Raw genomic sequence first — 21,687 nt, forward strand, 5'->3', positions numbered from 1 at the left:
TCCGGCCGGGTGAAGAACCCGGGCGTGAAGCTGGTCCCGGCCGGCACCACCGCGCGCGAGCTGATCGAGGATCATTCCGGCGGCATGGCTGATGGGCACAGCTTCAAGGGCTATCTGCCTGGCGGCCCCTCCGGCGGAATCCTGCCGAAAGACATGGCGGACATCCCGCTCGATTTCGGCCAGCTTGAGCAGCACGGCTCCTTCGTCGGCTCCCATGCCGTTGTCATTCTGTCCGACAAGGATGACATGAAGGACGTCGCCCTTAACCTTCTCAAGTTTTTCGAGGACGAGAGCTGCGGCCAATGCACGCCCTGCCGTAACGGCACCGAGAAGGCCGTCAAGCTGATGCAGCAACCGAGTTGGGACACAGGCCTTCTTGAAGAACTCAGCGCGGTCATGGCCGACGCCTCCATCTGCGGGCTTGGCCAGGCAGCGCCCAACCCGATCCGATCAGTGATGAAATATTTCCCGGGAGACCTGAAATGAGCGATCGCATCTCTTTCGAGTTGAACGGAGAAACCGTCGAAGCACTGTCCGGCGAAACCATCTGGCAGGTGGCGGACCGCCTCGGCACCGAGATCCCGCACCTGTGCTGGCAGCCGGAGAAAGACTATCGGGCCGACGGTAACTGCCGGGCCTGCATGGTCGAGGTAGAGGGTGAACGCACCCTCACCGCCTCCTGCGTCCGCACCCCGACGCCGGGCATGAAAGTGCAAACGGCGAGCGAGCGAGCGAAGAAATCCCGCGACATGGTCTTCGAGCTGCTGATCGCCGATCAGCCGGAACGCGAGACCAGCCACGATCCGGACTCCAAATTCTGGAACTGGGTCGACCAGATGGAGATCGGGGACGGCAGCCGCTTCCCCGGAAGCGAAAGACCGAAAGCGGATATCAGCCACTCCGCCATCACGGTCAATCTGGATGCCTGCATCAATTGCAATCTCTGCGTCCGGGCCTGCCGTGAAGTCCAGGTGAATGATGTTATCGGCATGGCTTATCGCGGGCATGGCTCGAAGGTAGTGTTCGATTTCGACGAAGGCATGGGGGAGTCCACCTGCGTTGCCTGCGGTGAATGCGTTCAGGCCTGCCCGACCGGCGCGCTGATGGAAGCCAACCTGCTCGATAAAGCCGGAAGCCGGACGGAATACGCCGATCGCGTGGTCGATACGCTCTGCCCCTATTGCGGTGTCGGCTGCCAGACCCGGGTGCATGTGAAGGACGACAAGATCCTGCACATCGACGGACGGGACGGCCCGGCCAACAACAACCGTCTTTGTGTCAAAGGCCGCTTCGGCTTCGATTACATCCATCATCCCGACCGGCTGACCGTGCCGCTGATCCGGCGCGATGACGCGCCGAAAGCCGGCGACATGGAAATCGATCGCGGCGATGTCTCGAAATATTTCCGCGAGGCGACCTGGGAAGAGGCCCTGGAACGCGCGGCCTCCGGCCTGAAAAAGGTGATCGACCGCGATGGCGGCGATGCGCTTGCCGGTTTCGGCTCGGCGAAATGCTCGAACGAGGAAGCCTATGTCTTCCAGAAACTGATCCGGCAGGGTTTCGGCACCAACAATGTCGATCACTGCACCCGGCTCTGCCACGCTTCCTCGGTCGCCGCCCTGATGGAGGGACTGAATTCCGGCGCCGTGACGGCTCCCTTCACCGCCGCCGAGGACAGCGACTGCATCATCGTGATCGGTGCCCGCCCGGCGGAGAACCATCCGGTCGCGGCGACGTTCCTGAAAGCCGCTGCCAAGAAGGGCAAGGAGCTGATCATCATGGATCCGCGCGGCCAGAATAACGGTCTCGCCCGCCATGCAACGAAGGTTCTGCAGTTCAAGCCCGGCTCCGACGTCGCCCTGCTGAACGGCATGCTGCACACCATCGTCGAGGAAAATCTCTACGACGTTCAGTATGTCGCCGCGAATACCGAGGGATTCGAGGCGCTGAAGTCCAGCATCAAGGATTTCGCTCCGGAGAAGATGGAAGAGATCTGCGGTATTCCCGCCGAGACCATCCGCTCCGTCGCCCGGCTCTACGCCACATCCACCGCCTCGCTGATCTTCTGGGGCATGGGTGTCTCCCAGCATATCCATGGCACGGACAATGCCCGCTGCCTGATCGCGCTGGCCCTGACCACCGGCCAGATCGGCCGGAAGGGCGCTGGCCTGCACCCGCTGCGCGGTCAGAACAATGTGCAGGGCGCTTCCGACGCCGGCATGATCCCGATGGTCTTCCCGGACTACAAGTCCGTCGAGGATCCCGGTATCCGCTCTGCCTATGAGGAATTCTGGAAAACGGACCTGCCGCCGGTCAAGGGACTCACCGTGGTCGAGATCATCGACGCCATCCTGCGCGACGAAATCAAGTCCATGTATATCCTCGGCGAAAACCCGGCCATGTCCGATCCGGACCAGAACCACGCCCGCGCGGCACTGGCCCATCTCGAACATCTCGTGGTGCAGGACATCTTCCTGACCGAGACCGCCTGGCATGCGGACGTGGTGCTACCCGCCTCCGCCCATGCGGAGAAATGGGGCACCTTCACCAACACCAACCGTCAGGTGCAGATCGCCCGCCCCGTGGTTCCCGCCCCGGGTCAGGCCCGGCAGGACTGGGAGCTGGTGCAGGAGCTGGCACAGCGCATCGGGCTGGACTGGGACTACAAGCACCCCTCCGACATCTTCACCGAGATGACGGAGATCATGCCCTCCCTGAAGAACATCACCTGGGAGCGGCTGGAACGCGAGGAAGCGGTTACCTATCCCTGCAATGCACCGGACAAGCCCGGAAACGACATCATCTTCGGCGACCGGTTCCCGACGGAGTCCGGCCGGGCGAAGATCGTCCCGGCCCAGGTCACGGCACCGGCTGAACTGCCGGATGCGGATTATCCGATGATCCTAACCACGGGACGCCTGCTGGAGCACTGGCACACGGGCAGCATGACCCGGCGCTCCGCGACGCTGGATGCCCTGGAGCCGGAAGCCATTGCCGGTCTCAATCGCTGGGATATGAAACGGATGGACGTGCTGGCCGGGGACTATGTCCAGGTCACGACCCGGCGCGGCACCGTCGTCCTGAAAGCCCGGCAGGATGTGGACGTGCCGGAGGGCATGATTTTCATCCCGTTCTGTTTCGCGGAGGCCGCTGCCAACCTGCTGACCAATCCGCAGCTCGACCCGATGGGAAAGATTCCGGAGTTCAAATTCTGCGCGGCCAAGATCGAAGCCGTGCGGGAAAGCGTGGAAGCCGCAGAATAAGCGGCCATGGGAGGAATGAATGGCAATAAAGGATCTGGCCGTTGCCTATAATGGCACGGCTAACAGTCATGCTGCGCTCCGTCTTGCGGTCCGCATGGCTGCCAAATACGGTGCCTCCATCACCGGATTGCATGTAAATCCGCCACTCAATCTGGATAACCAGACCCGCCAATGGATACCGGACAGCATCCTTGAAACCTTGCAAAAGGCGGAGCAGGACAGCGTCTCCGGCATCAAGGCGCAGTTCCGCGAGGAACTGGCGGCCCTCGGCCACACCAGCAAGGGAGACTGGATCGCCGAACAGGGCGAGCCGAACCGGGTTCTGGCAAAAGGCGCACGTTATTTCGACATCCTGCTGGTCGGCCAATTCACCGCGTCAAACGGAGTGAAGGCGGAAATCCGCCCGGAAGACATCGTGCTGCTCTCCGGCAAGCCCGTGATTGTCGTGCCGAAGAAATATGCAGACCGACCCTTCAATGAGTTTGCCGTTGTCGCCTGGGACGGCAGCCGCCCGGCCGCCCGCGCTCTGACCGACGCCATGCAGATTCTGGAGACCAAAAGCCGGATCGACATCGTTACCGTGGTCCCGAAAGACACCCCGCCCGATTGCGGCCATGACATCCTCCGGCATCTCCGGCGCCATGGAATCGATGCCCGCCAGGTTGTCCTGCCGGATAGCGGCGGCATCGCAAATACGATCCTGACCCATTGCGGCAAGACGGACCCCGATATCCTGGTCATGGGCGCCTATAGCCGGACCCGTATCCGTGAGGATATTTTCGGCGGAACCACACGCGATATTCTGGAGAATCTGACCGTACCGGTCCTGATGGCCCACTGATTCACAAAAAGCGCGTCACGAAAGAGTCAAATTCCGCCCCGGACCGCGACTCTTTCCTTTCAACGACGCATTTCTTTGAGTAAACACCATCCGACCCCGTTGGACCTTTTCGCAGGTGCAACAACCAAACGGTGCCGATACCACGGGCGCGGGTGCCCTGGATGCGAGGCACCGGAACCATGACTCGGAGAGCGGATCTTGGCTAAGTGGGTGTACAATTTCGGAGCAGGCAAGGCCGACGGTTCGGCCAAATTGCGGGAGCTGCTGGGTGGCAAGGGCGCTAATTTGGCCGAGATGGCCAATCTCGGGCTGCCTGTTCCCCCGGGCTTTACGATCTCGACCGAGGTCTGCACGCATTATTACGCCAACGGCCGGACCTATCCGAGCGATCTAGCCGATCAGGTGGAAGCCGGTCTGAAAGCCGTTGAAGAAATTCTCGGACGCGGCTTCGGCTCCACCGAAAAACCGCTTCTGGTTTCCGTCCGTTCCGGTGCCCGTGCGTCCATGCCCGGAATGATGGACACAGTCCTCAATCTCGGCCTGAACGACACCACCGTCGCCGCCCTCGCCCGCGAAACCAGCGACGAGCGTTTCGCCTATGACAGCTTCCGCCGCTTCATCCAGATGTACAGCGACGTCGTGCTGGAGGTAGAGCATTACAATTTCGAGGAAATCCTCGAAGAGTATAAAGAGCTCAAGGATTACAGCCTCGATACGGAAATGACGGCCGACGACTGGAAGACCATCGTCACCGAATACAAGGCGCGGGTGAAAGAGGTCCTGGGCCGGGATTTCCCGGAAGACCCGAAGGAACAGCTCTGGGGTGCGATCAGCGCCGTGTTCGGCTCCTGGATGAACCAGCGTGCGAATACCTACCGCCGCCTGCATGACATTCCCGAATCCTGGGGCACCGCCGTTTCCGTGCAGAGCATGGTGTTCGGCAATATGGGTGACGACTGCTCGACCGGCGTCTGCTTCTCCCGCAATCCCTCGACCGGCGACAACCGCTTCTATGGTGAATTCCTGGTCAACGCCCAGGGCGAGGACGTGGTCGCCGGCATTCGTACGCCGCAGCCCCTCACCATCGCCGAGCGCGAGGAAGGCGGCGGGGATCTCGCCTCCATGGAAGAGGTCCAGCCGGACGTCTACAAGGAACTGGTGGCGATCCGGAACAAGCTGGAAGCCCATTATTGCGACATGCAGGACATGGAGTTCACGGTTCAGCAGAACCGGCTCTGGATCCTGCAGACCCGGAACGGCAAGCGCACGGCCGCGGCCGCTCTGAAGATTGCCTGCGACCTGGTGCGTGAAGGCCTTATCGACAAGCGCGAAGCCGTACGCCGTATCGACCCGGCCCAGCTCGACCAGCTGCTGCATCCGACCCTGGACCCGAGTGCCACGCGCGATGTGGTCGGCCGTGGCCTGCCCGCCTCCCCCGGCGCCGCCAGCGGCCAGATCGTGTTCACCGCCGAGGAAGCGGAAGAATGGGTCAAGGCCGGCAAGAAAGTCGTCCTGGTTCGTAACGAGACCAGCCCCGAGGATATCGGTGGCATGCACGTGGCCGAAGGCATCCTGACCACGCGCGGCGGCATGACCTCCCACGCGGCTGTCGTGGCACGCGGCATGGGCACGCCCTGCGTTTCCGGTGCGGGCGAGATCAAGGTCGATGGCAAGAACAAGGTGATGCTGGCCGGAGGACGTGAGTTCGCCGAAGGCGACATCATCACCCTGGACGGCACCACCGGCGAGGTGATGAAGGGCGAAGTAGCCACCATCAAGCCTGAGCTGACCGGCGATTTCGGTGAGCTGATGGGCTGGGTGGACGAGTTCCGTACCCTCGGTGTCCGGGCCAATGCGGAAACCCCGCTGGATGCCCAGACCGCCGTCGATTTCGGCGCCGAAGGTATTGGCCTGTCACGGACCGAGCACATGTTCTTCGATCCGGAGCGGATCGTGCACATGCGCGAGATGATCCTGGCCCGCGATCCGGAAGCACGGCGCGCGGCCATTACCAAGCTGCTGCCGTATCAGCGCGATGATTTCACGGCCCTGTTCCGCATCATGAACGGCTTGCCGGCGACCATCCGCCTGCTTGATCCGCCGCTGAACGAGTTCCTGCCGCACACGGACGAGGAAATGCAGGCCGTGGCCGATGCCGCCGGTGTCTCGCTGCGTGCCCTGCAGATCAGGAAAGCGGAGCTGGACGAAGCCAACCCGATGCTGGGTCATCGCGGCTGCCGTCTTGCGGTGACCTATCCGGAGCTCTGCGAGATGCAGGCCCGGGCTATCTTCGAAGCCGTTGTCGCGGTGAAGAAGGAAGGCATCAAGGCCATTCCGGAAGTGATGATCCCTCTGGTCGGCACCAAGGCTGAAATGGACGATCAGGCCGTTATCGTCCGCCGCATCGCCGATGCGGTGAAAGAGGAAACCGGCGAAGATTTCGACTATATGGTCGGCACCATGATCGAATTGCCGCGCGCCTGCATCGTCGCAGACGAGATCGCCGAGACTGCCGAATTCTTCAGCTTTGGCACCAACGATCTGACCCAGACCACGTTCGGCTTCTCTCGTGACGATGCCGGCAGCTTCATCGACGAATACCTGCAGCGCGGCCTGTTGCCTGCCGACCCGTTCATCACCATTGACCGGGACGGCGTCGGCGCCCTGGTCCGCATGGGTGTCGAAAAAGGCCTGAAAACCCGTCCGGACCTGAAGATGGGGATCTGCGGCGAGCATGGCGGCGACCCGCAATCGGTCCGCTTCTGCCATGAGGTCGGTCTGACCTACGTCTCCTGCTCTCCCTACCGGGTGCCGATCGCACGGCTCGCGGCGGCACAGGCGGCCATTGACGAGTCTGACGACAAGCGCAAACAGGACGCTTGACCGGCTCTTCCCAAAGACAGAAACGCCGCCTTCAAGGCGGCGTTTCTCGTTTCAGCGCGCGCGAAAGGCTTCTAACGCGTTGCGCAACGGTATCTGTTTCCGTTGACCACCTCATAATAACCAAAGACGTGATAGGTATATTGGTCTGTGGTTACCTGAATGTGGTTGTTCGTTCGTCCATTCAGGCACGGCGTGCCGCTCTGATGAAGCCTTGTTGTTATCGTGCAGGTTCCGGCGTTGTAGGCATTTGTCAGATCGCCGTATCTGGTTTGGCTGGGCCAGACCTCCTGCTCGACAGGGAGACCTGCCGCATGCGGGCCGACGACACAGGCCGCGACGGCTTTATTCGACGCTCCGGCAAAACACACGCCCACAAGGCCAAGCACCAGAGCAATGGAGAAAGCTTTCATGACAATACCCCCTTCTTTTCGTAGTTAGGATACTGTCTGGACGCTTCCTCACCCGGTTTTGTGAGCCGGGCGAGGTACACTTTCGATGCATATAGCTGTGAAACGCTGGAACTAGGCGGCTTCCTGTGCCGCTTCACGCATCAGATCCGGGTGCTCAGTCGCAAAATAAGCCAGTGCCAGAAGCGGAGCGATGGCACCGCCCCAGACAACCGCTGACCAACCTGCTTCAGCGTAAGCCCAGGCGCCTACTGCCGATCCAAACGCCCCGCCAAAGAAGAATGTCGCCATATAGAGACCGTTCAGACGGGCCCGGATATCCGCGCCGAGCGTGAAGATTGCCCGCTGTCCGATTATCACATTCGCCGAAACGCCGAAATCAATCAGCACGGCACCAAGGACCAGCAAACCAAGCGCCCAGGAAGACCCTTCGGGAGCCAGAAAGACCATCGGAAAGCTCACCGAGGCGAGAAGCATGGCAAATGCCGTGGCTGGCCTGCTCCATCCCTTGTCCGCGATACGTCCGGCGATCGGTGCTGCGACGGCCCCGGCCGCTCCGGCGAGCGCGAACAAGGCGATCTCGCCGTGGGACAACCGAAAGGCCGGGCCGCTCAGATAAAGCGGTACTGTCGTCCAGAACAGGCTGAACACCCCGAACATCGCCGCCTGATACAAGGCCCGGCGACGCAGGATCGGCTGTGTCAGGACCAGCCGGTGCATGGAGGCCAGCAGATCCCTGTAACGCGGCTTTGGATGCGGAATCCTCTGCGGCAGAACCCGGCGCAATGTCAGTGCCAGCAACACCATGACGGCCGAGGAAAGATAATAGACCGCCTGCCAGGACATCAATTCTGTCAGGAAGCTCGAAACCGGGCGCGCCAGCATGATGCCGAACATCAGCCCGCTCATTACATTGCCGACGACCTGCCCCCGCTTCGCCGCCGGCGCCATATGCGCGGCATAGGGCACCAGGATCTGCACGGCGACAGAACAAAGCCCGATTGCCAGGGCCGAGACCATGAACAGGGCAGCCGACGGCACCAGCACTGCCAGGATCAAACTGGCAGCCACCAAAAGTACCATGGTGACAATCAGCGTTCTGTTCTCGAACAGATCCGCCAGCGGCACGATCAGCAACAGCCCCGCGCCGTAGCCAAGTTGCGTTGCCATAACGATCATTCCCGCAGTCTCTACAGACATGCCGAGAGACGCACTGATCGGCCCGATCAGCGGCTGGGCATAGTAAAGATTAGCGGCAATCAACCCGCAGGCCGATGCCAGCAGCAGGGTAAGGCCAGGGGAAATCGACGGCTCCTCGACAGAACCGGACCGGGGGATCGACGTCAAAACGGGTTCCAGACTTTTGCTTTGTTTGCCTTCCGGTTGTGGAAAGCACTGGCGGGAGATAAGCGGGGGCCCGAAAGCAATCAACAAGCCCGTTTGGAAACAGATATGTTCCACTGGCGACTTTGGGACAGTTTCAACATCCCGTAATGCGGGATGCCGTTTGTGACAGCCAGCTCATCGCCACGCCGGACAATTTCTCGCGTACTCTCCGCACCCGGTCTCGCCTCTCCACCCGGCCGCAGGGGCGTCTTTGGGATTGATCATCCCTCCCGTCACCTGCATCCTCGCTCCAGTCGCGTTCTGCGGCTCACAAATGGATGCGGGTGTCCTGCCCGCCTCTCTTTAATTCAACGGGGGAATTTCGATGGGTGTCGCCGTCTATTCACATGGCCGTCCGACAGTGCGTGCGGTCGGCGGGATGGTCTCTTCCGCCCATCCGCTGGCCTCGGCAGCAGGGGCGAAAATGCTGGAGGCGGGTGGCAATGCATTCGATGCCATCGTTGCCACCGCCGCAGTTCTCAACGTCGCCGAACCGTTCATGTCCGGCCTTGCCGGTCTCGGATGCGCAACAGTATTCACGGCGAAAGAACGCAAAGTCCGCGTTCTCGATTTTCACCCGCCGGTGCCGGCCGCCTTCGATGCCGCGAAACTGAAGAGCCAGGATATCCTGGACGGGGCGAATGCGAGCGGAACGCCGGGCAATCTCGCCGGCTGGTGCACGCTTGCCTCAGAACTCGGCACACTCCCGTTGAGCACGCTTCTGGCGCCGGCTATCAAGCATGCGCGGCAAGGCATCCCTGTCTCACCATTCTTTGTCGAGATGGTGGAGGTCAGCCGCCCGAGGGCGATGCAGCCGGAATGGCTCTCGACCTATGTCGATCCAACCAACAATGCCACCCTCAATGCGGTCCTGAAGCAGCCCGATCTGGCGGAAACCCTGGAAGCCATTGCTACTGAAGGGCCTTCCTATCTCTATGACGGCCCCCTCGGGCGAAAGATGATCGCGCATCTCCGCGCGCTTGGTGGCTGCATGAGCGAAGACGATCTCGCCGCCGTCGCGCCGGTCTGGGAAGACCCGGTGGTCACGAATTACCGGGGGCTCGACATTCACGTGCCGCCGCCGCCTGCCGAATCCTTTCAATTCCTGCTGACCATGAAACTGCTCGACGGTCTTGATATCGGGACCAGGGAGCATCTTTCGGCGGATCATCTGGATATGGTTTTCCGGGCTGTCCGCCTGGCGGCGGAAACCCGCATCCGCAACAACAAATGCAGTCCGGAACGGGTGGCGGAGCTCCTCGGCGAACGTCACATCGCGCCGCTACGCGATCTCCTCCTCGCCCCGGCACCGATCATCGGGCGCACGGAGCAATTCGGCGACGGTCCTCTTCCCGGGGGCGCGGAATTGCGTGAACACACAACATCCTTTTCCGCCATGGACCGCGACGGCAACGCCGTATGCCTGACCCAAAGCCTCGGGTCCATGTTCGGCTCCGGTGTCGTCATTCCGGGAACGGGCGTGACCATGAACAACTTCATGAACTGGGGCGATCTGCACCCGGACTCTCCGAACCGCCTTGTCGGCGGGCAGCGTTTCGGGATGTGCCTCGCCCCCTCCATCTCGCTCGACCAGGACAGCGAGGCCGTGCTCGCACTTGGCACACCCGGAAGCTACGGCATCCTGCAAACCCAGGCGCAGGCCATGGTCCATCATCTCGATTTCGGTCTCGAGCTTCAGGCTGCGATCGACGCGCCGCGCGCCCGGCTTTGGGACGGAGCCAAGGTCAATCTCGAAGCCCGCGTGGAGGAGCCGGTGATCGCGGAGTTGAAACGGCGTGGCCATGAGATCGAGATGACAACGCCCTTCTCCATGCAGTGCGGTGGCATGCATGCGATCCGACGCGATCCGAAAAGCGGCGCCCTCTCAGGTGCTGCGGATTCGCGCCGGGACGGAGCGGCCGTTGCAATCTGAAGATCTCTCCCGGTAAGCGGGCCTGCTCGTCGTCCCAAAAGACTTTCCCGCCTGTCCCAGTATGGAACCTTGAAGGGTTTCCCGGGACAGGCGACTGGCTCCCTGAATGCCTCTCAGGCCGCCTTCAGCATCTCGTAATGCGGGATGCCGTCCTCGTCATAGGGACCGCGGATGATTTCGTAGCCGACACTCAGGTAAAAATCCTTGAGATAGGCTTGCGCATTAAGCCTGATCGGCGTGTCCCCGTAGAGCGCGCGGGCGCGGGCATGGCCCTCTTCCATCAGCTTCCGGGCAAGCCCCCTGCCCCGCGCCTCCGGCGTCACCAGCACCCGGCCAAGCGCTGGCTCGTCGTAATAATCTCCGGGGCCAAGAACGCGCAGATAGGCGAGAAAAGTACCATCCTCAGCGCGCCCGATCAGGTGGCGCGCCAGATGGTCCTTGCCGTCGATATCCGGATAAAAACATTTCTGCTCAAGAACGAAGATATCCTGACGCTGCCTCAGGATGTCATAGAGATCGGCGCAAGAGAGGCTTTCAAAGCTCTCGAATGTCCAATCAACCATGATCGACTCCTTTACGGTGGATCAAGAACGTCCTGCCTGTTTCCATAGCGCCGGATACCGCCTGCGGACAAGCGCGGAAACCGGAACGATTGCAAATCCGCGGGATAGCGCATCCGGTATCCAGTCCCGCAGCACGGTGATTGTCGCATCGTGCGGGTGACCGATGGCGATGGCGGCACCGGTCCTGAGGGCGATTTTCTCGACCTGCTCCAGACGATAGCGAACCTCCTCCGGGGAATCTTCGTTATCCAGGAAGACATCCCGGGTCAGCACGGGCACCCCGGCCGCCCGTGCCGTGCTGACGCCGGCGCTGTCCGGCGCCGTCATCGAATCGAGAAAGAACAGCCCCCGCCCGCCAAGCGCCGTCATCACGGCCTGCATGCCTGTCCGGTCGGTGGTGAAACGGCTGCCCATGTGATTATTCACGCCGACATAGCCGCCAAACCTGGAAAGTCCCCATTCGAGCTTTTCGGCAAGCTGCACCGGCGTATCCCGCACCCGGAGCACCTTCGGGCCGGGATCCGCATCCGCACTCTTCGGCTGCATCGGCACATGCACCATCAGCTCGTGCCCTCGGGCCCGCGCGGCCGCGGTCTGTTTGTCCAGATCATGGGCATAAGTCAGAAAAGACAGCGTGAGCGGCCCGGGCAGGGCAACCACCGCGTCCGAGCGGCGCCGGTCGATCCCGACATCGTCTATCACCAGCGCAATCATCGGCTTGCTGGCTTCCGCCTTGTAGGCGACCGAGTTCCGGATCCAGGCAGGCGTTTTTGAAGGCACCAGATCCGTGACGGGAGGCTCAATGGGAGGAATGATTGCGGGCACGGGCTTTGTATTCTCTTCCGGCACCGGCTCCGCGACCTTGGCAATCAGCCGGTCCAGTGCGGCCTGATCAAGCGGTTTGGGGCCGGCAGGCTCGGGCGCCGGAAGCGCGGCCGCCTGGCGGGCAGACCCGGGCGATTTGTCCGCCGCATCATTGCCCGCAGACGTTCCGGCCGGCATTTCTGCCGATGGCTCCGCCCCGAACTGCATACCGGCCCAAAGCCCGACGCCAAAGACGGCCAGCACGAATGCCCCTCCGGCAGCGGCGAGAGCAAGTGTGCTGATCCTGTTTTTATCTTTGCGTTTCCGCGCCATGAACTGGTCCAAAAGGGTTTGCCAAGCCAGGCCTGCCGGGGCAGTCTCTATGCGCTCGCGCGGTGGCTTGCTATAAACACTAGAAGAGCCTCCGATATTACATCAACATAATTCGATAAAAGTCTGAAAATGTTCATACTTATCGACAATTACGACAGCTTCACCTACAATCTGTGGCACTTTCTCGGGTCACTGGGCGTGGAGGTGGTTGTTCACCGGAATGACCAGATCAGCACCGACGAGGTGATGGCGCAGAACCCGCAGGGTATTGTGCTTTCGCCCGGTCCGCGCGATCCGGACAGTGCCGGCATCTGCCTGGAGCTGATCGAGCGCGCCGCCGGGAAGGTTCCCGTGTTTGGCGTTTGCCTCGGGCTGCAGTCTATCGGACAGGCCTTCGGTGGCAAGATCACCCGTGGGCCGGTGCCGATGCACGGCAAGATCAGTCCGGTCACCCATACGGACAAGGGGGTGTTCCAGGGACTGCCAAGCCCGTTCGACGCGACCCGCTATCACTCTCTGGTCGTCGACCGGGCGAGCTTGCCTGATTGTCTTGAGATTACCGCCGAGACGGAAGACGGCATGATCATGGGGCTGCAGCACCGCGAACTGCCGATCCATGGCGTCCAGTTCCATCCCGAGAGCATCGCCTCCGAGCATGGCCACAAGCTGCTGCAGAACTTCCTGCGGATTTCCGGCGTCAATGCCGAGCCGTTGAAGCCGCTGGAACAGCTTGAATCGGAATTGCGGAAAACCGGAACATGAGCGGCGACATCCAGGACATGAAGTCGCTGATCGGGCACGTGGCGACCGGCGCATCGCTGTCGGAAGAGCAGGCCGAGGCAGCGTTCGACATCATCATGTCGGGCAACGCCACACCGGCGCAGATGGGCGGCTTCCTGATGGCGCTCCGGGTCCGGGGCGAAACCGTCGAGGAGATTACCGGCGCCGCGAAGGCGATGCGGGCAAAAGCCCTGCGCGTCAGTGCACCCGCCGATGCCATGGACACGGTCGGCACCGGCGGCGACGGGGCGAAGACCTACAACATCTCCTCCGCCAGTGCCTTTGTGCTGGCCGGCACGGGCCAGCCGGTCGCGAAACACGGCAACCGCGCGCTCTCCTCCCGCACCGGCGCCGCCGACGTGCTGAGCGCGCTCGGCATCAATAACGAGTGCGACATGAGCCTGGTGCAGAAGGCCATCAACGATGCAGGTATCTGTTTCCTGATGGCACCCCGCCACCATTCCTCCATGCGCCATGTCGGCGGCACGCGCGTCGAACTCGGCACCCGGACGATCTTCAACCTGCTCGGCCCGCTTTCCAACCCGGCCTTCGTGAAGCGCCAGCTCGTCGGCGTGTTCGCCCGTGAATGGGTGGAGCCGGTGGCACAGGTGCTGGGCAAGCTCGGCTCCGAACGGGCCTGGGTCGTGCACGGCTCCGATGGCCTCGATGAAATCACCACGACCGGCCCGACCTATGTCTCCGCACTGGAGGACGGCAAGGTCCGCTCTTTCGAGATTTCTCCGGAAGATGCGGGACTGCCGCTGGCAAAGCCGGAAGATCTCAAGGGCGGCGCCCCGGAAGAGAACGCGAAGGCTCTGCGCGACCTGCTGGAAGGCCAGACAGGCCCCTATCGCGACGTGGTGCTGTTCAATACCGCCGCCGCCCTGATGGTTTCCGAAAAGGTCTCCAATCTGAAAGACGGCGTTGCCATGGCCGCCGAGGCGATCGACAGCGGCAAGGCACTGGCGAAGCTTCTGGCGCTTGTCGCGGTGACCAACTCGCTCAACAAGGCAACCGAAAATGAGTGATATTCTCGCCAAGATCTGCGCCGACAAGCGTGAGCATATTGCCTCCTGCAAGGCCATCCGGCCGGTCGGTAAGCTGAAGTCGCACGTCAATGAGGCGTCGGCGCCGCGCGGGTTCGGAGCCGCCCTCAAAAGGGCCTCCCGGATTGGCTACGGACTGATTGCCGAGGTCAAGAAAGCCTCGCCCAGCAAAGGCCTGATCCGTGCCGATTTCGACCCGCCACGGCTTGCCGAAGCCTATGCGGCGGGCGGCGCCACCTGTCTCTCCGTTCTGACGGACCAGCCCTATTTCCAGGGCCATGACGATTTCCTGATCGCGGCCCGGAATGCGGTGACGCTGCCGGTCCTGCGCAAGGATTTCATGCTCGACCCCTATCAGGTCTGGGAAGCCCGTGCGCTTGGCGCCGACTGCATCCTGCTGATCATGGCCGCCCTCGAGGACGCACAAGCGGCCGATCTCGAAGCGCTGGCCATGGAGCTCGGTATGGATGTGCTGATCGAAGTGCATGACGGCGCGGAGCTGGACCGGGCCCTCGCGCTGAAATCACCGCTGCTCGGCGTCAATAACCGTAACCTGAAAACCATGGTGACGGATATCGCGACCACAGAGGAACTCGCCGCCCGGATTCCGGCGGACCGGATCCTGATTTCCGAAAGCGGCCTCTATGAGCCGTCCGACCTTGCCCGCATGGCTGCCGTTGGCGCACGCTGCTTCCTGGTTGGCGAAAGCCTGATGCGGCAGGAGGATGTGCGCCGCGCGACCGCAATGCTTCTGAGCGACCCCGTACCGGCGGTCGCCTGAGCGTCCCGCCCTTTAGGCATACGGATAACACGATGAGTGAACTGACCCATTTCGACGAGCGCGGCAATGCCGCCATGGTCGATGTCGGCGACAAGGACATCACCGAGCGCACCGCCACGGCGGCCGGTACGGTAACCATGGCCCCCGAGACCATGAAACTGATCGTCGATGGCGGTGTGAAGAAGGGTGATGTGCTCTCCGTTGCCCGGCTTGCCGGCATCATGGGCGCGAAGAAGACGCCGGACCTGATCCCTCTCTGTCATCCGCTTGCCCTCACCTCCGTCAAGGTCGAGCTGACCTGCGATACGGACCGCAATGCCGTCGATATCAGCGCTACCTGCAAGCTGAAGGGCCGCACCGGTGTCGAGATGGAGGCGCTGACCGCCGTCAGCGTCGCCGCCCTCACCGTCTATGACATGTGCAAGGCCGTGGACCGGGGCATGAAGCTCGAGAACATCCGCCTCCTTCACAAGGCAGGCGGCAAATCCGGAGACTGGCATGGCGAATGATCTGCTGCCGGTCGAGGAAGCCCTCAGCCGCATCCTTTCCGCAATGCCGCTCATGCCGGCCGAGGAAGTGCCGCTGACGGACGCCCACGGGCGCACCGCGGCTGCCGATATCGCCGCCCGGCGCACCCAGCCGCCGGAAGCCGTCTCCGCTATGGACGGCTATGCCGTGCGCGGTGCGGATGTTGCCGCAGCAGGCGCCAGCCTGAAACGGATCGGCACCGCCCCCGCCGGACATATCTTCGACGGCACAGTCGGTCCCGGTGAAGCAGTCCGCATCTTCACGGGCGGTGCGGTGCCCGACGGCGCCGATACCATCGTCATCCAGGAAGACGTGAAAGCCAGCGCGGAAGTTGACGGGGCCACTCTCGAAATCACCGAGGCAACGAAGACCGGCGCCTATGTGCGCCCGGCCGGCCTCGATTTCCGGGAAGGCGATGTCCGGATCAAGACCGGACGCGTGCTGACCGCACGGGATATCGGCATGGCCGCCGCGATGAACGTGCCGTGGATCGAGGTCCGGCGGAAACCGCGCGTGGCCATCCTGCCGACCGGCGACGAGATCATCCGGCCCGGCGATCCGACAGGACCGAACAAGATCGTCAGCTCCAACAGCTACGCATTGGCGGCACTGGTCAGGGCCTGCGGCGGTGAGCCGACCATTCTCGGCATCGCGCCGGACACGGTCGAGGGCCTGCAGGCCATGGTGCGCGGCGCCAAAGGTGCGGATATCCTGATCACGACCGGCGGCGCCTCCGTTGGCGAGCACGATCTTGTCCGTCACGCACTCGGCAGCGACAAATTCGGTCCGGGCGGACTTGAGCTTGATTTCTGGAAGATCGCCATGCGGCCCGGCAAGCCGCTGATTTTTGGCCATATCGGCGACACCCCGCTGCTTGGCCTGCCCGGCAACCCGGTTTCCACCATCGTCTGCGGCACGGTATTCCTGCGGCCGGCCATCTCCGCCATGCTCGGCCGGACAGAGCCGGACAACCGCACTCTGAAAGCGCGCCTCGCCATGCCGCTGAAGGAAAACGACCGGCGCCAGGACTATCTGCGCGCGACCTATCATCTGGATGAAAACGGCGAAGCCGTGGTCGAGATCTTCGAACGGCAGGACAGCTCCATGCTGGCCCTGCTGGCCGATGCAAACTGTCTGCTGATCCGCCCGCCACACGGCCCGGCGCTCTCTGCCGGCACCAAAGTCGATGTTCTTCCCCTTGGTATCGGCACCATTTCAATCTGATCTCCCGCTCGATCAGAGGCTTGACGCAGAACAGGAACCAAAGTAGAACATTGCAAATGTTTATCTTTTGTTCCTGACGGAACCAGTGCGGGAGTCCCTGATGCTCACAAAGAAGCAGCACCAACTGTTGCTATTCATCCAGAAACGGCTGGAAGAGAACGGAGTCTCCCCTTCTTTCGACGAGATGAAGGACGCACTGGACCTGAAATCAAAGTCAGGTATTCACCGGCTGATCACCGCACTGGAAGAGCGCGGCTTCATCCGACGCCTGCCGCACAGGGCCCGTGCTCTGGAAATACTGCGCACACCCGATTCAAGCGCAACGGTTCCGGCCCAGGCGGACACAATGCATCCCGCTGCATTGGACCGTACGGCCAGCCGTGGCTTTACCCCGAATGTCATCCCTGGAAATTTCGCCCGCGCCTCCCGCAATGACGAAGATGTTCCCAGACAGGCTCCCGCGGAAGCCACGCATTCTGACGAAGAGATGATCGATCTTCCCATGCTCGGGCGGATTGCCGCCGGCACACCGATCGAAGCACTGCGGGACAATAGTGCACGCATCGGCATTCCCGGCTCCATGATCCGGGCGGGGGAGCATTACGCGCTGGAGGTTTCCGGCGATTCCATGGTCGATGCCGGTATCCTCGATGGCGATACGGTTGTCATCAAACGCGGCGATACCGCCGAAAACGGCAGTATTGTCGTTGCCCTCGTGGACGAGCATGAAGTCACGCTGAAAAGGCTCCGCCGGCGCGGCCATGCCATTGCGCTGGAGCCAGCCAACCCGAATTACGAGACGCGGATATTCGGCCCGGATCAGGTCCGGATTCAGGGCAGTCTCGTCGGGTTGATGCGGAAATATTGAGGCCGGCAATTAGCCGGCGTTCGCGCCCCAGATCACACCAAGATCGGCGATCTTCACTTCTGGCTGCGGCTTGTTGCGTGCCCGGACGGAAAGGACGTGGCGCCGTTCTTCCTGCGCCTTGTTGATCGCGACACTCTTGATCTCGCGCCGGTTGGTCAGCGGGATTTGATCGAAAACCGACGTCGCCCATTCATGACGCGCTTCGTTTCCTTCTTCGTCGGAGGCTTTCTTGATCGCGATATAGGCAAGGTTCTTGGTGCCGACAACATCGGAAACCGAGTCAGCCAGAATGCGCAGAGCCCGCTTTTTCAAAGTATCCGACACTGGCACATCACCTTTCAAAAAACGCAGCCCGCACAATAAAGATAATTATTTTGACTAAAGTTATCTCTTTTTTCGCATAAAAATTCAATTTGTTTTATAGCGCAAACGCTTCGTCACGCTGGACCAGGGCCTGTTCCCTTGAATGTCTCTTGAATATATCACTTTGGGCACCGGTTCATCCAGCCAGATCGCGATGGAGCCACCGGGTCTGATCTGCTTCGGTCCGACGATCAAACGCGGAGCCGGACAGATGTCCGGCACACGAATGCGGGTCACCAGAACGTCCGCTCTCTGACAATCCTCGGAAAGTGACTGCGCGTCCGACGACCAGGCCACAGCCCCCAGCCGCGATGCGGTGATGGCACATCCCAGACTGTCGCAATTGAACCTGGATGACTGCTTTGGCTCGCCCTCCCGCATATCCGGCAAGCCGGCGCGGCGGCGCCAGACTCCGACAGAAAACCCGGAACGGCCGGAGGTTGTGACGATCTGTGCCTCCGAAATGACACCGACCATCCGGGCACGGTCGGCAATCAGCAGGTCGGGAGAGGCCCAGGGCCCCACCAGCAGAACGGCCAGGCAGACGGCAAGAACGGGAGCGGCGCCGAGCCGCAGGCGGCCACGGAACAGGCACAGCCAAAGACCGGCACATGCCGTAAAACCGATAACCCAGCCGGGGGCCGCCACGACCGTATGCGTTGCATGCGGCCAGCTCTGAACGATGGTGGCAAGACGGAGCACGCCATCGATGCCCCATCCCATCGCGACCAATGCAGCCCCCTCCAGCTCGAATGGCATCAGAAGCAAGACCGCGACGCCAAACGGCATGATCCAGAGGCTTGCCGCCGGAACGGCAAGCAGATTGGCCGCAACGCCATAAAGCGCGGCTTTCTGAAAATGATACAGCGCCAGCGGCAGTGTGGCGGTCGAGGCGACAAGGGAGCTGAGAGCGAGCAGGACGACATACCGGGTAACCCCGGCAAGTGGACGGCCCCGCACCGGATACCGGCTCCAGACACCGGTCTCGTAAACGGCGACGAGGCAAGTGACTGCTGCGAACGACAACTGAAAACTTGCGCCCAGTACATATTCGGGGCGCACCGCCATGATACTCGCCGCAGCGGTCGCGATCAGGCGCATGGAAATAGCCCGCCGGCCAATCACAACGCCGATCAGCACCGCTAATGTCATGATATAGGCACGTTGCGTCGGCACCGAAGCCCCCGACAACAGCAGATAAGCCGTCGCAAACAGTACCGCTCCCGCTGCCGCCGCTCTTCTTGTTGGCCAGAGCAATGCCGTCTTTGCATTGAGGCTCAGCAGCAGGCGGATAAAGAAAAAGACACAGCCCGCGACAAGCCCCATATGCAACCCGGAGATCGCCAGCAAATGCGCGATCCCCACATCGCGCATGGCCTCTGTCGCACGCTCGGAGATCCAATCCCGGTCACCGACAAGCAAGGCCGCGGCGAGCGCGCCGGTATCCCCCGGAAGCCGCGCCCTGATTCGGTCCGAAAGCGTTGTACGAAGGGCCGCAAGCCTGCCGGACCAAGGCACCTCCCCCCGCGTCTCGACGGTCAGCGGGCCAAGGGCAAAGCCGACGGCGCCTATCCCGTCGAAATAAAGCGCCCTCTGGAAATCATATGCATAGGGAGAGACTGGCGGCGGCGGTGGTCTGAAACGCCCGAAAACCTTGATTCGCGAGCCTGCGGGCGGTGCCTTGTCCCGCTTCAGCAACAGCACCCGTACCCGACCGGGCCGCTGTTCCGGCTCAATACGGCCAAACTGCTCCACCCGCACGATCAGCCGCTCACCACGGGATGTGACGCGTACCTCCTCCACCATTCCAGTGAGAGAAACCGCCATTTCCCGCTTCAAAACCGGCGCCGCAACCTGCCAGGCCCGCACTTGCGCAGCCGAGAACCCGGCGACAACAGCCAGAACCGCTATCAGACAAAAGACGGAAGCCGTGGAGAGCCGGGTCACCAGCAGAAGCAGGGCAAGAAGGACAAACAATCCAGGCCCGACCCAGAGTGGCGGCTCGAAAGACAGCTCGAAATAGCCGAAGATACCGATGCCAAACGCAACAGGCAGCCAGAGTCCGGCGCGCGGCCGGTTCTCGGCCAAAACGCCCTCCCACCAGCCGCAAATCCGCCCGGGCAGCAAGCCCCCCGCCACGGTCCAATCTCGCACTGCACCGGCCAATGTGCTACACAGCCCCGCGCCCACAGGCCAAGATGGCCGGGGGCTCACCCTTTGCCCAACAAATCACGAGAAAACAGCTCCATGTCCGTCGTCACGCGCTTTGCCCCGTCGCCAACCGGTTTCCTCCACATTGGTGGCGCAAGGACCGCGCTCTATAACTGGCTCTATGCGCGGCACACGGGCGGAAAATATCTGGTCCGGATTGAGGACACCGACAAGGCACGCTCCACCCCGGAAGCCGTGCAGGCGATTTTTGACGGCCTTGCATGGCTTGGCCTGCTCGGCGACGAGGAGCCGGTCTATCAGTCGGCCCAGCTTAACCGGCACGCGGAAGTGGCAAAGGAACTGGTTGCCAAGGGCCGGGCCTATTACTGCTACTGCACGCCCGAAGAGCTCCAGACCATGCGCGAGGAGGCGAAGGCCGCCGGAAAGCCGATGCGATACAACGGCATGTGGCGCGACCGCGATCCGTCCGAGGCACCAGCCGGCGTCGATCCGGTTGTACGGCTGAAAGCGCCGCTTGAAGGCGAAACGACGCTGGTCGACCACATCCAGGGCGAAGTCACCGTACAAAACGAGCAGCTTGACGATTTCGTGCTGCTGCGCGGCGACGGCACCCCGACCTACATGCTCTCAGTCGTTGTCGACGACCATGATATGGGCATCACCCATGTGCTGCGCGGCGACGACCACCTGAACAACGCCTTCCGCCAGGCCGCTCTTTATCGTGCGATGGAGTGGGATGTTCCGGAATTCGGCCATATCCCGCTGATTCACGGTGCCGACGGCGCCAAGCTGTCAAAGCGCCATGGCGCGCTCGGAGTCGATGCCTACCGGGAAATGGGCTATCTGCCGGAAACCGTGAAAAATTACCTGCTCCGCCTCGGCTGGGGGCATGGCGATGACGAGATCATCTCCTCCGCGCAAGCCGTCGAATGGTTCACGCTGGAGGCCGTCGGCCGCTCTCCGTCCCGTTTCGATCTTGCCAAACTGGAAAATCTGAATGGCCATTATATCCGTGAAGCCGATGATTCCAGACTGACCGATCTTGTGATCGCCGGCCTCGGAAACGTCGACGAAACCGGGCAAAAACGGATTCTCAAGGGCATGGACGGACTCAAGCAGAGGGCCAAGACCATCGTCGAGTTGACGGAGAACGCCGCCTTCTATACCGCATCCGTGCCCTTGAACTTCACGGAGAAAGCCCAAAATCTACTGACGGAAGAAGCTCTTAGCCACCTCACCGCCCTCACCGCCGAACTTGAAGCGATGCCGGACTGGAACGAGGAAGCCATTGAGCAAGCCGTCCGCACCATCGCCGAAAAAGCCGATATCAAACTCGGGAAGCTGGCCCAGCCGCTGCGCGCGGCGCTCACAGGATCAACCGTTTCGCCAGGAATTTTCGAGGTCGCCGCCGTTCTGGAACGCGCGGAAACCCTTGCCCGGCTCAAGGCGATTTGCGGCACTGCACAATAGAGACTAATATCCGCCGCGATTAAGCGGCTCGTTGCTCTCAAC

At 61.9% G+C, this 21,687-nt stretch carries 18 protein-coding genes; 12 read left to right on the plus strand and 6 right to left on the minus strand.

Translation table 11 applies throughout. The annotated features are described in order from the left end of the window. The 4 genes from AAC126_RS07895 to ppdK all read left to right on the plus strand — a co-directional run. Nucleotides 1-486: NADH-ubiquinone oxidoreductase-F iron-sulfur binding region domain-containing protein (locus tag AAC126_RS07895; RefSeq protein WP_339851884.1), on the plus strand; the 486-nt coding region annotated here is incomplete at its 5' end. Beyond that, on the plus strand, nucleotides 483-3,263 hold the full coding sequence (fdhF, locus tag AAC126_RS07900; RefSeq protein WP_339851886.1) for a formate dehydrogenase subunit alpha: 2,781 nt from the start codon (nucleotides 483-485) through the stop codon (nucleotides 3,261-3,263). The genes AAC126_RS07895 and fdhF, both read left to right, overlap by 4 nt. A gap of 19 nt (nucleotides 3,264-3,282) precedes the next feature. Beyond that, nucleotides 3,283-4,104 (plus strand): universal stress protein, encoded by an 822-nt coding sequence (locus AAC126_RS07905; RefSeq protein ID WP_339851888.1) that lies wholly within the window; start codon nucleotides 3,283-3,285, stop codon nucleotides 4,102-4,104. Nucleotides 4,105-4,302: 198 nt separating this feature from the next. Then, complete coding sequence (gene ppdK / locus AAC126_RS07910) at nucleotides 4,303-6,987, plus strand: pyruvate, phosphate dikinase (RefSeq protein WP_339851890.1); 2,685 nt, start codon at nucleotides 4,303-4,305, stop codon at nucleotides 6,985-6,987. Between the two features lie 71 nt (nucleotides 6,988-7,058). Here the strand turns inward: ppdK and AAC126_RS07915 are convergent, their stop codons facing one another. Together AAC126_RS07915 and AAC126_RS07920 are read right to left on the minus strand one after the other, a co-directional pair. Further along, nucleotides 7,059-7,397 carry a hypothetical protein gene (locus AAC126_RS07915; RefSeq protein ID WP_339851893.1) on the minus strand — a complete coding sequence of 113 codons (339 nt, stop codon included), beginning with the start codon at nucleotides 7,395-7,397 and terminating at the stop codon, nucleotides 7,059-7,061. Nucleotides 7,398-7,508: 111 nt separating this feature from the next. Then, nucleotides 7,509-8,741, minus strand: coding sequence for an MFS transporter (locus AAC126_RS07920; RefSeq protein ID WP_339851895.1), 1,233 nt, complete (start codon nucleotides 8,739-8,741; stop codon nucleotides 7,509-7,511). A gap of 364 nt (nucleotides 8,742-9,105) precedes the next feature. On the opposite strand from AAC126_RS07920, the gene AAC126_RS07925 reads away from it, so the two are divergent. Then, the gene (locus AAC126_RS07925; protein WP_339851897.1) at nucleotides 9,106-10,713 is read left to right on the plus strand and encodes a gamma-glutamyltransferase; all 1,608 of its coding nucleotides are present in this window, start codon (nucleotides 9,106-9,108) and stop codon (nucleotides 10,711-10,713) included. A gap of 113 nt (nucleotides 10,714-10,826) precedes the next feature. Here AAC126_RS07925 and AAC126_RS07930 read toward each other — a convergent pair whose 3' ends face one another. Both AAC126_RS07930 and AAC126_RS07935 read right to left on the minus strand, forming a co-directional pair. Further along, on the minus strand, nucleotides 10,827-11,276 hold the full coding sequence (locus AAC126_RS07930) for a GNAT family N-acetyltransferase (RefSeq protein WP_339851899.1): 450 nt from the start codon (nucleotides 11,274-11,276) through the stop codon (nucleotides 10,827-10,829). Nucleotides 11,277-11,297: 21 nt separating this feature from the next. Further along, nucleotides 11,298-12,413 carry a divergent polysaccharide deacetylase family protein gene (locus AAC126_RS07935; RefSeq protein ID WP_339851901.1) on the minus strand — a complete coding sequence of 372 codons (1,116 nt, stop codon included), beginning with the start codon at nucleotides 12,411-12,413 and terminating at the stop codon, nucleotides 11,298-11,300. Between the two features lie 129 nt (nucleotides 12,414-12,542). On the opposite strand from AAC126_RS07935, the gene AAC126_RS07940 reads away from it, so the two are divergent. From AAC126_RS07940 to lexA, 6 genes are all read left to right on the plus strand, one after another. After that, a complete protein-coding gene (locus tag AAC126_RS07940; protein WP_339851903.1) occupies nucleotides 12,543-13,175 on the plus strand; it encodes an aminodeoxychorismate/anthranilate synthase component II in 633 nt (210 codons plus the stop codon). Next, nucleotides 13,172-14,221, plus strand: coding sequence for an anthranilate phosphoribosyltransferase (gene trpD / locus AAC126_RS07945; RefSeq protein ID WP_339851906.1), 1,050 nt, complete (start codon nucleotides 13,172-13,174; stop codon nucleotides 14,219-14,221). The genes AAC126_RS07940 and trpD overlap by 4 nt, the downstream gene beginning before the upstream one ends. Continuing rightward, the gene (gene trpC, locus AAC126_RS07950) at nucleotides 14,214-15,020 is read left to right on the plus strand and encodes an indole-3-glycerol phosphate synthase TrpC (RefSeq protein ID WP_339851909.1); all 807 of its coding nucleotides are present in this window, start codon (nucleotides 14,214-14,216) and stop codon (nucleotides 15,018-15,020) included. Before trpD ends, trpC begins: the two co-directional genes overlap by 8 nt. 32 nt (nucleotides 15,021-15,052) lie before the next feature. Continuing rightward, nucleotides 15,053-15,529, plus strand: coding sequence for a cyclic pyranopterin monophosphate synthase MoaC (gene moaC / locus AAC126_RS07955; RefSeq protein WP_339851910.1), 477 nt, complete (start codon nucleotides 15,053-15,055; stop codon nucleotides 15,527-15,529). Next, a complete protein-coding gene (gene glp / locus AAC126_RS07960) occupies nucleotides 15,519-16,772 on the plus strand; it encodes a gephyrin-like molybdotransferase Glp (RefSeq protein WP_339851911.1) in 1,254 nt (417 codons plus the stop codon). Before moaC ends, glp begins: the two co-directional genes overlap by 11 nt. 100 nt (nucleotides 16,773-16,872) lie before the next feature. Beyond that, nucleotides 16,873-17,640 (plus strand): transcriptional repressor LexA, encoded by a 768-nt coding sequence (lexA, locus tag AAC126_RS07965; protein ID WP_339851914.1) that lies wholly within the window; start codon nucleotides 16,873-16,875, stop codon nucleotides 17,638-17,640. A gap of 9 nt (nucleotides 17,641-17,649) precedes the next feature. Here the strand turns inward: lexA and AAC126_RS07970 are convergent, their stop codons facing one another. Both AAC126_RS07970 and AAC126_RS07975 read right to left on the minus strand, forming a co-directional pair. After that, on the minus strand, nucleotides 17,650-17,964 hold the full coding sequence (locus tag AAC126_RS07970) for a hypothetical protein (protein ID WP_339851916.1): 315 nt from the start codon (nucleotides 17,962-17,964) through the stop codon (nucleotides 17,650-17,652). 84 nt (nucleotides 17,965-18,048) lie between these two features. Next, the gene (locus AAC126_RS07975; protein WP_339851917.1) at nucleotides 18,049-20,091 is read right to left on the minus strand and encodes a ComEC/Rec2 family competence protein; all 2,043 of its coding nucleotides are present in this window, start codon (nucleotides 20,089-20,091) and stop codon (nucleotides 18,049-18,051) included. 159 nt (nucleotides 20,092-20,250) lie between these two features. Here AAC126_RS07975 and gltX point away from each other — a divergent pair, with 159 nt between their 5' ends. Then, the gene (gltX, locus tag AAC126_RS07980; protein WP_339851918.1) at nucleotides 20,251-21,645 is read left to right on the plus strand and encodes a glutamate--tRNA ligase; all 1,395 of its coding nucleotides are present in this window, start codon (nucleotides 20,251-20,253) and stop codon (nucleotides 21,643-21,645) included. Nucleotides 21,646-21,687: the final 42 nt, after the last annotated feature.

It is taken from the genome of uncultured Nisaea sp. (assembly GCF_963974195.1).
Classification (GTDB): Bacteria; Pseudomonadota; Alphaproteobacteria; order Thalassobaculales; family Thalassobaculaceae; genus Nisaea.

Excerpts from the sequence above, each read along its gene's own strand:
- AAC126_RS07925 (WP_339851897.1), top strand. The coding sequence starts at position 9,106 with ATGGGTGTCGCCGTCTATTCACATGGCCGTCCGACAGTGCGTGCGGTC.
- trpD (WP_339851906.1), top strand. The coding sequence starts at position 13,172 with ATGAGCGGCGACATCCAGGACATGAAGTCGCTGATCGGGCACGTGGCG.
- AAC126_RS07905 (WP_339851888.1), top strand. The coding sequence starts at position 3,283 with ATGGCAATAAAGGATCTGGCCGTTGCCTATAATGGCACGGCTAACAGT.
- AAC126_RS07935 (WP_339851901.1), bottom strand. The coding sequence starts at position 12,413 with ATGGCGCGGAAACGCAAAGATAAAAACAGGATCAGCACACTTGCTCTC.
- AAC126_RS07930 (WP_339851899.1), bottom strand. The coding sequence starts at position 11,276 with ATGGTTGATTGGACATTCGAGAGCTTTGAAAGCCTCTCTTGCGCCGAT.
- fdhF (WP_339851886.1), top strand. The coding sequence starts at position 483 with ATGAGCGATCGCATCTCTTTCGAGTTGAACGGAGAAACCGTCGAAGCA.
- trpC (WP_339851909.1), top strand. The coding sequence starts at position 14,214 with ATGAGTGATATTCTCGCCAAGATCTGCGCCGACAAGCGTGAGCATATT.
- moaC (WP_339851910.1), top strand. The coding sequence starts at position 15,053 with ATGAGTGAACTGACCCATTTCGACGAGCGCGGCAATGCCGCCATGGTC.
- glp (WP_339851911.1), top strand. The coding sequence starts at position 15,519 with ATGGCGAATGATCTGCTGCCGGTCGAGGAAGCCCTCAGCCGCATCCTT.
- gltX (WP_339851918.1), top strand. The coding sequence starts at position 20,251 with ATGTCCGTCGTCACGCGCTTTGCCCCGTCGCCAACCGGTTTCCTCCAC.
- lexA (WP_339851914.1), top strand. The coding sequence starts at position 16,873 with ATGCTCACAAAGAAGCAGCACCAACTGTTGCTATTCATCCAGAAACGG.
- AAC126_RS07915 (WP_339851893.1), bottom strand. The coding sequence starts at position 7,397 with ATGAAAGCTTTCTCCATTGCTCTGGTGCTTGGCCTTGTGGGCGTGTGT.
- AAC126_RS07940 (WP_339851903.1), top strand. The coding sequence starts at position 12,543 with ATGTTCATACTTATCGACAATTACGACAGCTTCACCTACAATCTGTGG.